This window comes from Sphingobium sp. B8D3A (assembly GCF_025961995.1).
GTDB lineage: Bacteria > Pseudomonadota > Alphaproteobacteria > Sphingomonadales > Sphingomonadaceae > Sphingobium.
The window spans coordinates 3198877-3211959 of the sequence record NZ_JAOQOS010000001.1 but is presented as its reverse complement, the minus strand read 5'-3'; the positions used below and the strand labels follow the sequence as shown (position 1 = coordinate 3211959).

12 protein-coding genes are annotated in these 13083 nt (G+C 65.1%); 1 reads left to right on the top strand and 11 read right to left on the bottom strand.

Annotated elements, in window-relative coordinates; translation table 11 throughout:
• Nucleotides 1-68: 68 nt before the first annotated feature.
• The 5 genes from M2342_RS14845 to M2342_RS14825 all read right to left on the bottom strand — a co-directional run bounded on the left by M2342_RS14845 (nucleotide 69) and on the right by M2342_RS14825 (nucleotide 5951).
• Entirely contained in the window at nucleotides 69-1259 is a 1191-nt protein-coding gene (locus M2342_RS14845; RefSeq protein WP_264579649.1) for an MFS transporter, read from the bottom strand.
• Entirely contained in the window at nucleotides 1256-2545 is a 1290-nt protein-coding gene (locus M2342_RS14840) for a spinster family MFS transporter (protein WP_264571169.1), read from the bottom strand. Before M2342_RS14840 ends, M2342_RS14845 begins: the two co-directional genes overlap by 4 nt.
• Nucleotides 2546-2627: 82 nt before the next feature.
• The gene (locus tag M2342_RS14835; RefSeq protein ID WP_264579648.1) at nucleotides 2628-3683 is read right to left on the bottom strand and encodes an amidohydrolase family protein; all 1056 of its coding nucleotides are present in this window, start codon (nucleotides 3681-3683) and stop codon (nucleotides 2628-2630) included.
• Nucleotides 3680-4972: a fumarylacetoacetate hydrolase family protein gene (locus M2342_RS14830; RefSeq protein ID WP_264579647.1), complete on the bottom strand. Its 1293-nt coding sequence runs from the start codon at nucleotides 4970-4972 to the stop codon at nucleotides 3680-3682. The genes M2342_RS14835 and M2342_RS14830 overlap by 4 nt, the downstream gene beginning before the upstream one ends.
• Complete coding sequence (locus tag M2342_RS14825; RefSeq protein WP_264579646.1) at nucleotides 4962-5951, bottom strand: MBL fold metallo-hydrolase; 990 nt, start codon at nucleotides 5949-5951, stop codon at nucleotides 4962-4964. Before M2342_RS14825 ends, M2342_RS14830 begins: the two co-directional genes overlap by 11 nt.
• 97 nt (nucleotides 5952-6048) lie before the next feature.
• Here M2342_RS14825 and M2342_RS14820 point away from each other — a divergent pair, with 97 nt between their 5' ends.
• Nucleotides 6049-6684 carry a TetR/AcrR family transcriptional regulator gene (locus tag M2342_RS14820; RefSeq protein WP_264573482.1) on the top strand — a complete coding sequence of 212 codons (636 nt, stop codon included), beginning with the start codon at nucleotides 6049-6051 and terminating at the stop codon, nucleotides 6682-6684.
• On the opposite strand, the gene M2342_RS14815 is transcribed toward M2342_RS14820, so the two are convergent.
• The 6 genes from M2342_RS14815 to M2342_RS14790 all read right to left on the bottom strand — a co-directional run bounded on the left by M2342_RS14815 (nucleotide 6681) and on the right by M2342_RS14790 (nucleotide 12961).
• Nucleotides 6681-7634, bottom strand: a complete 954-nt coding sequence (locus M2342_RS14815) for a fumarylacetoacetate hydrolase family protein (RefSeq protein ID WP_181560479.1) — start codon at nucleotides 7632-7634, stop codon at nucleotides 6681-6683. The two genes, M2342_RS14820 and M2342_RS14815, sit on opposite strands and share 4 nt — an antisense overlap.
• Complete coding sequence (locus tag M2342_RS14810; protein ID WP_264579645.1) at nucleotides 7634-8749, bottom strand: FAD-dependent oxidoreductase; 1116 nt, start codon at nucleotides 8747-8749, stop codon at nucleotides 7634-7636. Before M2342_RS14810 ends, M2342_RS14815 begins: the two co-directional genes overlap by 1 nt.
• Nucleotides 8750-8765: 16 nt before the next feature.
• Nucleotides 8766-9671, bottom strand: a complete 906-nt coding sequence (locus M2342_RS14805; RefSeq protein ID WP_181560477.1) for a VOC family protein — start codon at nucleotides 9669-9671, stop codon at nucleotides 8766-8768.
• Nucleotides 9672-9701: 30 nt separating this feature from the next.
• Entirely contained in the window at nucleotides 9702-12146 is a 2445-nt protein-coding gene (locus tag M2342_RS14800) for a TonB-dependent receptor (RefSeq protein ID WP_264579644.1), read from the bottom strand.
• A 215-nt stretch (nucleotides 12147-12361) separates the two neighbouring features.
• A complete protein-coding gene (locus tag M2342_RS14795; protein ID WP_264579643.1) occupies nucleotides 12362-12694 on the bottom strand; it encodes an entericidin EcnAB in 333 nt (110 codons plus the stop codon).
• A 78-nt stretch (nucleotides 12695-12772) separates the two neighbouring features.
• Nucleotides 12773-12961 carry a Thivi_2564 family membrane protein gene (locus M2342_RS14790; RefSeq protein WP_181560474.1) on the bottom strand — a complete coding sequence of 63 codons (189 nt, stop codon included), beginning with the start codon at nucleotides 12959-12961 and terminating at the stop codon, nucleotides 12773-12775.
• Nucleotides 12962-13083: the final 122 nt, after the last annotated feature.

Genomic DNA, 13083 nt, shown 5'->3' with positions numbered 1-13083 from the left:
CAAAGCCGTTTCGACCTCGGGTGAATGGTCGCGGCGGTCGTTTGGTTGCGGCCTGCCTTCCGCTGGCTCTAGCGGCTTGGCTGCGGGTTGGGCAAGCGCAGGAACAGCAAGATGGATAAGCCGAGGCCGGCAGCGGCCACCCAGAGCGGGGCATTATATCCGCCGGTCGCGTCGGCCAGCGCGCCGACCCAGAGCGGGCCTAGCCCGGCCAGGAGCATGAAGCTGGCATATTGCACGGCGTACAGCGCGCCATAATGGGTGATGCCAAAGTAGCGGGCGGTCAGATAGCCGATGAGGTCGGCTTCCGCGCCCATGGCCGTGCCAAGCGCGATGGCGCCGACCCAGGCGAGCGTTGCGCCGCCGGTTGCCAGCGCGATGCATCCCAGCGCACACAAGGCGCAGCAGGCCGCGGCAATGCGTGGCGCCGGCACCCGATCTGCCAGCCAGCCGACAACGATCCGGCTGATGATGACGGAGCCGCCGATGAGCCCCGCCAGTGATCCGGCGGTGCGGGCATCCAGGCCGGATTCCCGCAGCATCGGCACGAAATGGGGCAGCAAGCCGGCAAAGGAGAGCGCCATCATGCCGAAGGATGCCAGCACCATCAGGTAGAGGGGCGAGCGCATCTGGGCGCGGGCCATGCCGCCCGCGCAATCGGGCGTCCGGGGGCTGCGGAGGTTGCGCAGGCTGAGCGCCGGGATGACGCCTATCGCGGCAATGGCGGCGAGCGCCAGATAGCCGGCCTGCCAACCCCGTTCTGCCACAATGATGGCCAGAACAGGCGGCACGACGGCGGCGGAAATGCCGATGCCCACCTGCGTCAGGCCGAGCGCCAGTCCGCGTGCGCGGTCGAAGACGGCATTGACGGCGCGTGTGTAGGCTACGGGCGACGAACAGGCGGCCAGGAGGCCTATACCTGCCATCACGCTCATATAGCCGGCGACCGAATGGACGACGGTCCCGAGCAGCGCGAATCCGCCGCTCAGCGCCAGTGAGCCGGCGACGGCAGGCCAGCGCGGGCCGACGCGGTCGATCAGCCAGCCGGCGATGGGCAGGGCGATGGCCAGCGCCACCGTCGCCAGGAAGAAGGCTGCGCCCAGCGTCGTGCGGCTGAGGCCGATCGCGCTCTCGAGATCTTTCGCGAAGATGCCCGCCGAGTAGGTCAGCAATCCGGCAATCCCCAGTCCCGAGCCGCAAGCGGCGGCGAGGACCACCGGCCAGCCATGGCGGAACTCGGACGGGGATGCTGGCGTGCTCACGCGGTGGCGGTCTCAGCCATGGCCGTCGCGCGGGCGCGGCGATAAGCGAGCCAGAGGAAGACGCAGCCCAGCAGCGGCGCAACCGTCACGGCGGACATGGCATAGCGCAGCGATTCGGTGCCGAACTGCGGCGTCAGCGCATCGCTGGCCGCGCCGACCACGAGCGGCGCCAGCGCCGAGCCGATGATGCCCGACGAAGCGAGCAACAACATCGACGCCACCGCGCGGGTCTGCGGCGTGGCCAGTCCCATGGCGGCGGAGAAGCAGGGGGTGATGCCGCTGGAGAGCAGGAAGTTCATGATCGCCGCCGCGCCCAGCGTGAGGGCCAGCGACGGCGCGAAGCAGAAGGCGATGAAGAAGGGGATGGACAGGGGCAGTGCAATCAGGGGCACCATGAGGCTGTCGATCTCCCGCCCGTGCTTCTTGGTGAAGTAGCTGGCCATGAAACCGGACGCAATGGCGCCGGCGATGCCGCCAAGGCCGACCGAGGGCGCGATCAGGGCGCCCACCTCGGCAAGGCTCACGCCATGGCTGCGCAGCAGAAACGCCGGCGCCCACACCGGCAGCACGCCCGCGCCCATCGCCGAGATACCCATGCCGACCGCGAGCATGCGGAAGCCCGGCACGTCGAGCAGGAAGCGGATGGATTGGGGGAGGTTGCGCATGCCCATATCCGCCGCATCCGGCTCGTCATGCATACCACGCTGTGGTTCCTTCATGGTCAGCGCGAGCAGCAGCACGAAGGCGAGGCCCGCGCCGCCGCAGATGAAGAACATCGTCCGCCAGCCGAATATCGCGGCCAATATCCCCGCCGCGATCGACCCGCCGACGATGCCGACGAAGGCGCTCGACTGATAGATGCCCAGCGCGCGCGGCCGCCGATCCTTGGGATACAGGTCCGCAATGACGGAGATGGCGACCGGAAAGGCCGTCGCCTCGCCGACACCGACCAGAACCCGGGTGAGCGCCAGCGACACAAAGCCTTCCGCAAGGCCCGTCAGCGCCGTGGCGCCGGACCAGATGGCGACGCCGAGCAGCAGGATTTTCTTGCGATTGCCATGATCGACCCAGCGGGCGATGAAGATGCCGACGATCAGGTTGAACAGCACGAAGGCCGTGCCGGACACAAGGCTCATCGCCGTGTCGCTCAGCTGCAGATCGGCCTTCACCGGATCGACGACGATGCCGAGCAAGGCCCGGTCGGCATAATTGAACACATTGCTCACGAAGAGCAGGAACAGAGTATAGCCGGGCACCCAGGCCCCGCCGTGCTGCGTCTTCGTCACCGTCTTCTCTCCTGATCGGCCCTGCCTCTTATGGGAGGTCTGCTTCGTGCGGCGGCCTTGGTGGTGGTCGTGTGTGGCTGGGTCAGCTCTTGTCGGCAGTCTCCAGTCCAAGCAGTTCAGCGGCGTTGAGGCCGAGGATCTTGCGCTGCTCTTCGTCGCTCAGGCGGGCGTGGAAGCCCAGCGGATCGGGCTCGGACATGTCGAAGGGATAGTCAGTGCCAAGGCACAGCTTGTCGGCGCCATGAGTGCGCACGAGGCTGTCGAGCTGGTCCTGATCGAACACCAGCGTATCCAGCCACAGCTTGCGCAGATAGCTGGAGGGCTCGTGCTGGCAATGCTCGCTGCAATCGCCACGCGCGCGCCAGCCATGGTCCATCCGGCCCCAATAGCCGGGCATATAGCCGCCGCCATGCGCCACGCAGATACGCAGGCCGGGGTAGCGATCCAGCACGCCACCGAAGATCAGATGACCCACGGCCAGCGTCGATTCGAGCGGATTGCCGATGAGGTTGTTGAAATAATATTCGCTCATCCGGTTGGCATGGGTGAAGCCCAGCGGGTGGATGAAGAGCAGGGTGCCTAGTTCTTCGGCGGCCGCGAAGAACGGCCGAAACTCCTCGGCATGGAAGTCGCGGCCGTTGACGTTGGAGCTGATCTCGATGCCGCGCAGATCCAGATCGCGCACGCAGCGGCGCATTTCCTCGACGGCAAGGCCGATATCCTGCAACGGCACGGTGCCCATGCCGACCAGCCGGTCGGGGTGCTGCGCGACGGCTGCGGCCATGCCGTCATTGACGGTGCGTGCGGCCTCCCGCGCGACATCGGCATCGGCATAATAGAAATATTGGCCGGGGCTGGGGCTGATTGCCTGCACGTCGATTCCGAGCCGGTCCATATCGGCCAGCCGCTGGTCGAGTGTGTTGAGCGCGCGGCCCATCGTCGCGAACTGGGCGCGGTTGACCTCGCTCGTCTTGGCACTGGTGAAATCGTTGATGCCGGGCGGCGGGCCGGGGTGGCGCGCCTGCACGATGGCGTCGGCAGCGGGAATGCCGAGGTGGCAATGGATGTCCACCACCAGATGCTTGCCGCGCGCGGCGACCTTGATCGGCTGGCGGTCGCCACAGGTGGTGATGGTCATGCCTTTGCTCCTGCCGGGTGGATGGTGCCGCTGCACGGGCCGAAGCCGATGGGCACATAGCCCTCCGCCATTGCGCGGCCTTTGAGGGTGAGGGTGTCGCCATCCTCCAGCCAGCGGCGGGTCGTGCCGTCGGGCAGGTCGATGGTCTCGCCATCGCGCAGCACGATCTCGGCGAGGCAGCCGCGTGCTTCCTGCGCGGCGCCCGAGACGGTGCCGGTCGCGATCAGGTCGCCCGCTTCCAGCGGTGCCCCGTTGGAGGCCTGATGCGCGACCATCTGTGCCAGCGTCCAATAGAGTTCGGCGAGATTGCTGCGCACGATGCGGGCGCTCGATCCTGCCGCATTGGCGAAGTCGGCGGTGAGTTCGATGTTGATGCCGCCTGCCGCGCGATCCTGCGCGTCGAGCAGATGGGCGGCGACCGCCGGCTCGTCGCCCGGCCGACCGCGCGCGGCAACGCGGAAGGGCGCGAGCGCTTCCATCGTCACGATCCACGGGCTGATCGTGGTGAGGAAGCTCTTGCCCAGATGCGGCCCCAGAATGGATTCGAAGAACTGGATTCCGCGCGCTGACCAGTCGTTGACGAGACAGCAGCCGAACATGAGGTCTTCCGCCTGCGCCACACTAATGCTCTGCCCGAGCGGATTGCCGCCGCGCAGCCACACGCCGAACTCCAGCTCGAAGTCGAGCATCGGCTCCGGCGCGAACTGGACGTTGCCGCTGCCGGGCGGGGCTTCGAACTGGCCCTGCGGTCGGACGACCGGCGTGCCATCTTCGCGCACGGAGCTGGCGCGTCCGTTATAGGCAACCGGCAGCGAGAGCGCGGCCAGCGGCGGCGCCTTCTGCGCCATCCGCGCGATGTGATCGTAGGATGTGCAGAAATCCGTGAAGGCCGTGGGCTTGAGCGGCATCAGCAGCTCCGCCTCGGCCATCGGCACCAGCATGGCCTGGAGTTGCTGCCGATCACCCGACCCATCGACCCGGAACAGATCGGACAGGCGCGCACGCAAGGCACTGACCGAGGCCGGGCTGGCAGCCAGCAGGGGCGCGAGCGAGGGGCCGGTCATGGCGGCGGCAGCCTCGGCCGCGTCGCCATCCAGCAAGGCGGCGGCGTGGAGCCGGGGCACATCGATGATGTGCTCGCCCAGCGCCACACCGCCCCGCGCCACCCCCCGGTGACGGAACAGGCCAAAGGGCAAATTCTGGATCGGGAAATCGCTGTCAGCTGCGTTTGCGCTTTCGACCCAGCTCTTGCGCTGCGGGTCGTGCGTCGCGTTGATCTCAATGGGCATGGTCGCACCCTTCTGCATGGCTTTGCATTTCGTGATGGTAGCGGCCCATCGCGCCGAACAGATCGCGCTGCTGCTCCGGCGTGAACTGCGCGCCCCATTGCTTGTAGAGCGAGAAGACGTTGGCGACGATCCGCTCGGGGTCGCTCCAGCCGCGGAACTCCTGCATGTTGATGTCGCGCGCGGCATCCTCATAGGAAAGGCCGGCCTCGAACCGCTTGCGCGATTCATCGCGGACATATTCGAAATAAGCCTGCATGTTGCGGACGGCCGTCGTGTCCGTGATCGGACCGTGGCCGGGCACCACCACCTGCGGATCGAGATCGACGATATATTGGCAGGCGGCGATCCATTTCTCGACCGGACCGGCCCACATGATTGGATGCCCCTCGTTGAACAGCAGGTCGCCGGTGAACACCACACGATCCTGCGGCACCCACACGATCGTGTCGGAATCCGTGTGTGCCGGGCCCAGGTCGATCAGCGAGACCGCCTTCGAGCCGATATTGAGATCGAGCCGCTCGTCGAAGGTGCGGTTCGGCAGCGTCAGTTCATCCACGCCCGAGAAATCGAACTTGCGACCCATGGTCTCATAGAGAAACGCGCCGGTATCGCCCATCTCGGTGTAGACGTTCTTCAGGTTGGCGAGCATCTTCGGGTTGAAGCCGGCCATTTCCTTCTTGGCTTCGTTGGTGCCGATGATCTCCGCATCCGCCACCAGGCCATTGCCGAAGAAATGATCGGGGTTGGCATGGGTGTTGACCAGCCGGTCGATCTTCGCGGCTTCCGGCACCTTGGCCTTGAACCGGTCCAGCATCTCGCGCGTCAGCGGCACGCTCATCAGCGTATCGACCAGCAATGTCTCGCCGTCGCTGGCGATCAGGCCCGCATTGGACCAGCCCCATGTGCCGTCCGGCTGAACATAGCCATAGAGGCCATTGCCGATGTCATGAATCCCTTGGGTGAAAGGCCAGTTGGCCATCCGTCTCTCCTGTCGATATCCGTCAAAGCTTAGCGATTGCGCGCGGTCCAGCAATTCCTATTTGCAGGAATATATTTTTCGCGCCAAGCGTAGCATCATGGGTGAAGCGAAAAAACCGCGCAAACGGGGGCAGGGCCGGCCGGCCGAAAATGGGGTTGGGCGCGAGGTCGTACTGCAAACGGCGGAACGGCTTGTGAAGGAGCATCCGCCCGAGCGCATCTCGATTGCGATGATCGCGCGGGAAGCGGGCGTGGACCCGGCGCTGGTGCGCTATTACTTCAAGGACCGCAGCAACCTGCTTCTGGCGGTTGCGACCTCGATGATGGACCGGGTGCCCTATAGCGCGCGCGATCCGCGCCCGGCGCATGAAGTGGTGGAAGACAATATTCGTCGCACGGCGCGGTTCACCCGCTCCAACCGCCATATCCACCGGCTGATGGTCGACGAGCTGGCCGACGCGAAATCGTCCGACGTGGGCGAGCGCCTCGGCGAGATGAACCGCGAGGCTGTCGCCTGGCTGGGCGAGGTGCTCGCGCGGGACTCCAGTTCGATCAGGGACGTCGATCCCGCCCTGCTTCACGTCGCGGTCCTCGGACTGTTCGACTTCTTTGCGACTGCCGAGCCGGTGGTCAGGCAGCTCTTCCCGGCAGATATCGCTGCCGAGGAGCTGACCAGCCGATATGAGGAGTTCGTCGTCGACCTGCTGATGAACGGCCTGCGGCCCCGCACCTAGCTGGCGCCTTCCGCGACGCAGCGGTTGCGCTGGGTGCCAAGGCCAGTGATCGTGCCTTCCATCTCGTCGCCCGGCTGCAGGAACACGCCGAAGGCGGAGCCATTGCCATAAGGCGAGCCGGTGCAGATCACGTCGCCCGGCATCAACTCCACGCGGTCGGAGAGATAGGCGATCTGCCGCTCGATGCTGACCATCATGTCGCGCGTCGACTCATTCTGGTAGACCTTGCCGTTGACCGACAGGGTGATCGTCAGATCATAGGGATCGGCGACATACTGCCGGGGCACGATCATCGGGCCGAAGGGCAGGAAGGTCGGGAAGCATTTGCCCGAGAGCCAGTCGGCGCCCAGCCCGCCGGCATCGCGGCGAAAAATCTGCTCGCGCGCGGTGACGTCGTTGACCACCACGAAGCCGGCGACATGGTCCATGGCCTGCGCGGCGGAGACATGGCGGGCCGGCTTGCCGATCACCACGCCCAGTTCCAGCTCCCAGTCCGGCTTGATGACGTTGCGCGGCAGCACCACGGCATCGCGCGGACCGACCACGCAGGAGGGCAGCTTGATGAAGCAATAGGGTTCCGCCTGCGCGCGGGCGTCCATCATCTCCTCGACTTTGCGGCGGCGCTCGTCGTCGCTCATCGCCTCGGCATCGGCCGTGCGCATCGAGGGGTCGCCCATGACAAGGCCGACGACATGCTTCTTGTAGTTGGCGCCGGTGCAGAACACCTGCCCGGGGCGATAGGGCGCCCGCACATCCGCCTCGGCAAAGCTCTGCGCACCGGCAAAGGCCGCCTCGTCAGCGGCCCAGCGCTCGATCTGCGGCAGGATCTCGTCCCACGCCGCCAGAAGGCCGGGCAGGTCGCGCTGCTCGCCCCAATGGGCCAGCGGGACGAAGCGATCGTCGCGGACGAGCACGGCAGCCGTGCCCACTGTCGCCAAACCAACCGTCATCAATAGGGCTCCTTGAGTTTCTGCATCGTTCCGCCGAGCATCTTGTTGGCATCTACCTGATTGCCGCCGGCCATCTCGATTTCGCCGATCCGCACCGAGTTTTCCACAACCATCCGCGCGCGCTCGAACCGGCGCACGCCAAACGCGGTCAGCGCGGCTTCGACATCGTCGGTTTTCGCCAGTTCATCGGCCAGCACAAGGCCATCCTCGGCAGCCAGGCCCGCGCCCGAGGCCATATGCGGCGTGGTCGCATGGGCGGCATCGCCGATCACCACCACGCGCCCCTTGTGCCAGGGCAGGGGCAGGAGTTGCCATTCGAGCGGGCGGTAATTGACCAGCGAGTCTTCGCCGAGGCTTTCCCGGATCTTGACGATGTCGCCGCCGTAGGGCGCGAGCAACTCGGCGACGCGCGGCAGCATGTCCTCGTCGGCATACCAGGGGTTGTCCGGCACATGCTCGAGGATGAATGCGTAGAGCTTATCCTGCGAGATCGGGTTGAGGCCGAGCTTGACCGGGCCGCCGATATACATTTCGGCGCCGTCCAGACCCTCGGGGCGGTCGGCGACGATGCGCCAGCAACCCTGTCCGGTGAACTGCGGAGCCGGCGCATCGGGGAACAGGGCCTTGCGCGTCTTGGACTGAATGCCATCGGCCGCGACGACCAGATCGACGGTGCGCTCCGTGCCGTCGTACAGGGCGACGGTCACCCCATCGCCGCTTTCCCGGAACCCGCGCGGCTCGACGCCCAGCGTCACGGTGACGTCGGCCTTGCGAACATGCTTTTGCAAGATGGCATGAAGCACCGGGCGCATGATGCCGCCGCTCGAATCGATGGGAGCGAGCCCGGCATGGCGCGGCGTTTCCATCACCACCGCGCCGTCCGGCGTGCGCAGGCGAAAGCCGGTGCCGACAAAGCCCTGCTCGCGGATTTCATCCAGAATGCCGAGGTCATCGAACGCCCGTAAGGACAGGCCGGTGACGCTGATGCCGGCGCCATAAGCGCGCCATTGCGGGTCGATGTCGATGAGTTCCACGGCGACGCCGCGTTTGGCGAGCGACAGGCTCGCGCTCATGCCGCCGACGCCGCCGCCGACGACCAATGCTGTACGGATCATGCTGTAAGCGCCTTTCTTAGGCCGGAACCTGCCACAGGCCCTTGTCGGGCTGCATTTCGGCATGGGGCACATTGCCGGTGATGATGCGACCGGTGCCCCATTGATCGATGGTGTTCGGTCCCGGCTCATAATGCGTGACCTGCCAGCTATCCTCGTCCACTTCCTCAAGATCGGAGGTGTACTCGACGGCATTGCCGTTGGGCGTGACGAAATAGCTGAAGGTGTTGTTGCCCGCGGTGTGCCGGCCCGGCCCCCAGCTCAGCTTGATGCCGCTCTCATGCATCCGCGCGAGGCCGCGCATCAGCTCGTCCACCGAACTCACGTCGAACGCGATGTGGTTGAGTGCCGGCGGTCCGGGGAGGATCGCGAGGCGGTGGTGCGCCGAGTTGCAGCGCAGGAAGACCATGAACTTGCCGATCCAGTCGGACAGGCGGAAGCCCAGCGCCTTCTGGTAGAAGTCTGCGAGCGCGACATGGTCAGGCGAGTGGAACACCACATGGCTGATGCCGATGGGGATGGCCTCGCCCTTGTCGAGCTTGCGAAACTCGCGCGGGGTGCTGTCGCAGATCACCTCCATCGCCCGCCCGTCAGGATCGAAGAAGCGAAAGGCGAAGCCCCCGGCCGGGCCGCTGGCCGGGGCGGGTTCGCTGATGATCTTCGCGCCGGCTGCCTTCACCTGTTCGAAGATCGCCAGCACGTCCTCCTTGGAGGCGGCGGAGAAGCCGACAAGATCGGTCTTCTTCTCCGCGTCTTCCCGCAGCACGATCACATAGGGGTGGGGCATGCCTTCGGCGGCGAAGTAGACGCGGCCGTCCTGCTCCGCGACCTCAATCAGCCCCCAGGTCTTGCCGTAGAACTCGCGTTCCTTGGCAAGGTCCGGCACGGCCATGGCGACATAATGAAGATCGGTAACGCTAACCATGCATAACTCCCTGGATGAGCCTGACCTCGCTCAAAACTTGCCGCCGATACGCAGACCGTAGGTCCGGGGCTGTTCTGCGCTGGCCGTGACCAGCGAGGCCGATGTGATGTTGCCGGTAATGAGGCGCTGATTGTTCTCGATATTGTTGATGTATGCCGTGACGAAGAACCGGTCATCCTCCGTTGCGAGCGTCAGCGACGCATAGCTCACGAACGCCGCTTCCGACCGGAGATAGGGCAGATAGTCCGCCGTGGAATAGCTCGATCCACGATAGCGCGTCCCGCCCTGCAGCACAGCCTTGTAGGTGCCAAGCGGAATGGTCTGCTGTGCGTCGAGATTGAACGACCATTTCGGCGAGTTGAACGCCTGGTTGCCCGAGCAATCGATGCGGAACACGTTGATTGTGCCGCCCGGCGTCACCTGCTGCTGGGGCGTCGAGGCGCAGGTGGTGTTGGCCGGCAGGCCCTGATTCGGCGCGAAGTAGACGAAGCTGTCATATTTCGTGTCGAGATACTGCACATTCGCCGAGAGCAGGGTGTTCGGCGTGGCCATGAACTCCACGTCGAGATCCAGCCCCTTGATCGTGCTGTTGCCGATGTTGCGCGTCAGGAACACGGTCGAAGGCGGCGTGCCGAGATCATAGCCGAACTGGCTGAACTGCTGGTCCTTGTACTTCCACAGGAAGCCCTCGAGGTTCACCTGCAGGCGATTGTCGAGGAACCGGTTCTTGGTACCGATGGTGTAGGCGTCGATCGTTTCCGGCCGATAGGTTTCAAGGCCGCGTGCGAAGTTGAAGCCGCCGGCATGGTAGCCCGTCTCGAAGCTGGCGTAGACCATATTGCGCGGCGAGAAATCATATTGCGCAGCCAGGCGATAAGTGAACTTGTTATTGGTCAGGCCGGAATTGATCGGGATTTGCGAGCGCAGGACAAAAGGTGCGGTCTGAGAACCGCCGGCGATCGGCGGCAGCGCAAAGAGCGGGACCGGCGTGATCGGGATACCGCGCTGGCCATAGAAGGCCTGCAAATCGGCTTCCGTCTCTGCCAGCGGAATGAACGGCAGGGTGGGGCAGATATCCTGCGGCGGCGCGGGATTGCCGCAGAACAGGATGTAGACATTCGAGGTGCCGTCGAACCGCTTCTTGTCTGAGGTATAACGCGCGCCGGCCGTCAGGCTCAGTTGCTCGACGGGGCGCACGGTAAGCTTTCCGAAGCCGGCCCAGCTTTCCGTTTTCGTCCGGAAATTCTGGTAGGGCGAGAGGCTCTGCTGGTTGTAGCGGGCGACTGCTGCGATTTCCTCGTCGAAGTACATCGCGCCGATCAGATAATCGACCGAGGGGCCGAAGTCGCCCGTCCAGCGGGCTTCGACGCTGGTCTGCTTGTCCTTTTCCTTGGTGTAACCCTGCCGGAACACGCCGTTGAAGGCATATTCGAGGTCCGCCTCACGATAGGCGGGCTGGACCGTCAGCGTGCCGGCAGGCGTGGTGTAGTTCAACTCGGCGGTGATGCCCCAATAATCATTGTCGTTGAACGGCACGCCATCCACGACCGCGCCGGCCCGGCCGACCTGCGTGAAGAAGCGCGGCGCCAGATAGGCGTTGGAGGCCGGATCGAGCAGGCCCTGCTGGGTCGAGAAATTGCTGGGCACGAACTGGTAGCCCGAGGGGCCGTTCGGACCGAAGGTCGGGTTGACCGCGCCCAGATAATAGCCGCTGCTGCTCGCGCCGCCCTGATGGGCATAATCGGCAGCGACACGAAGCGAGAGGTCCGGCGTCGGCTCGGCATAGATCTGCAGGCGGCCGCCATGTTCGCGCTGGTTGCCCGTGCCATCAGTCTGGAAGGCATCGCGGTGCGAGAACGTGCCGGCGGCACGCAGCGCGACAGTTTCGCCGAGCGGCACGTTCAGGGCTGCCTGGCCCGTGAACCAGTTATTATTGCCATAACCCAGGGTCGCGCTGCCGGATGTCTCGCCCAGCTTGGGCCGATTGGGGATGACATTGATGGCGCCCGCCGTGGCGTTGCGCCCATAGAGCGTGCCCTGCGGCCCCTTGAGCACTTCGACGCGCTGCAGATCGTAGAACACGCCGGAGGTGGAGGTGGGACGACCGATGTAGACGCCGTCATAGTTGAACGAGATCGCCGGGTCCGAATAGGCGTTGACGGTGGAGTTGCCCACGCCGCGCACGAAGAAGACCGTCGTCGGCCCGCCGCCGCCGGATGCGGACAGGGACGGGGAGATGCGCGAGAGATCTTCTGCGCGCACAACATTCTGGCGGGTCAGTTCCTCGGGCCGAATCACATCGACGGCGAGGGGGGTGCGCTGGCTGTTCTCTTCCACGCGCTGGGCGGTGACGATGATGTCGACTAGGCCGCCATCATTGGTCGTATCGGCCGGCGAAACCGCGGCGCCCTGTGCGGCGACGGCGGCGGGGATGAAGGCGGCGCACGCGACGGTGCACAACAACAAAGCTCTCATGTTCACTCTCCCAAGACGGCTCTCAGTGACCGTTAATTCCTGATGTACGGAATTATGGATCGCGTGACAAGCGATCTTCTAAGAGCGCGTCGATCATCTTGATAAAGCATGAGAATGTGGGCTGTGCTGCCCAGACGCAAAAAGGGCGGCCCGTAAACCGAGCCGCCCTTCCGTGATATACGCGGAGCAGCGCCGGGAGGCGCTACCCCTCAGATTTAGTCGCGAATCGCGCGTCCGGTGTTTTCCAGCGCAGCGCCCGTACGGTCGGCTGCGGCATCGGCACCACGGCTGATGTCGTCGCCTACGCGATCCGCCGCAGCGCCGGCTTCGCGCGCGCCCTGCTGGATGTCGTCGCCGATCCGGTCTGCGGCGGCGCCGGCCTCGCGGCTCGCATCGCGAGATTCCTGCGCGGCATGGTCACCGACATGCTCGACATCGTTGCCGACGGCATCGGCCGCTTCGCTGGTTTCCTGCTGCGCCTTCTCACTGCAGGCTGCGATGGGCAGCGAGATGAGGGCCAGGCTGGCGAGAGTGGCGGGAAGTTTCATGGATAACCTCGTTCGATTGCTGCGCGGCGGACTTGCGCGCCGCTGAAATGGGGATTTGATAGGGCTGATCGGCGCCCGCTAGTTGACGTGGACGCCGCCAAGCGAGCCGAGCACGCCAAAGGCCTGCAGCAGCCATAGCACCACCGCGATCACCACGACGATGTTGAGGATGCTTTTGATCTTGCCGTCCATCGGAATGTACGTGTTGATGAGCCACAGCAACACGCCGACGACGATCAAGATGATGATGATGTTGAGAAGCGACATGCAACCCTCCCGGTCTTTTTAAACGGCTGGACGACAGCGATCTCCCAGGCTGTGTCCCGCGCGCGCATCCCAGATGCTGCTCAAAGGAACGTCCGGCCCGGCGTGTAGTTCCACGGGGGGCG

Bases quoted from the DNA above. Each gene is read 5' to 3' on its own strand.
- M2342_RS14835 (WP_264579648.1), bottom strand. From the start codon at position 3,683: ATGACCATCACCACCTGTGGCGACCGCCAGCCGATCAAGGTCGCCGCG.
- M2342_RS14830 (WP_264579647.1), bottom strand. From the start codon at position 4,972: ATGCCCATTGAGATCAACGCGACGCACGACCCGCAGCGCAAGAGCTGG.
- M2342_RS14825 (WP_264579646.1), bottom strand. From the start codon at position 5,951: ATGGCCAACTGGCCTTTCACCCAAGGGATTCATGACATCGGCAATGGC.
- M2342_RS14820 (WP_264573482.1), top strand. From the start codon at position 6,049: ATGGGTGAAGCGAAAAAACCGCGCAAACGGGGGCAGGGCCGGCCGGCC.
- M2342_RS14815 (WP_181560479.1), bottom strand. From the start codon at position 7,634: ATGACGGTTGGTTTGGCGACAGTGGGCACGGCTGCCGTGCTCGTCCGC.
- M2342_RS14810 (WP_264579645.1), bottom strand. From the start codon at position 8,749: ATGATCCGTACAGCATTGGTCGTCGGCGGCGGCGTCGGCGGCATGAGC.
- M2342_RS14805 (WP_181560477.1), bottom strand. From the start codon at position 9,671: ATGGTTAGCGTTACCGATCTTCATTATGTCGCCATGGCCGTGCCGGAC.
- M2342_RS14800 (WP_264579644.1), bottom strand. From the start codon at position 12,146: ATGAGAGCTTTGTTGTTGTGCACCGTCGCGTGCGCCGCCTTCATCCCC.
- M2342_RS14795 (WP_264579643.1), bottom strand. From the start codon at position 12,694: ATGAAACTTCCCGCCACTCTCGCCAGCCTGGCCCTCATCTCGCTGCCC.
- M2342_RS14790 (WP_181560474.1), bottom strand. From the start codon at position 12,961: ATGTCGCTTCTCAACATCATCATCATCTTGATCGTCGTCGGCGTGTTG.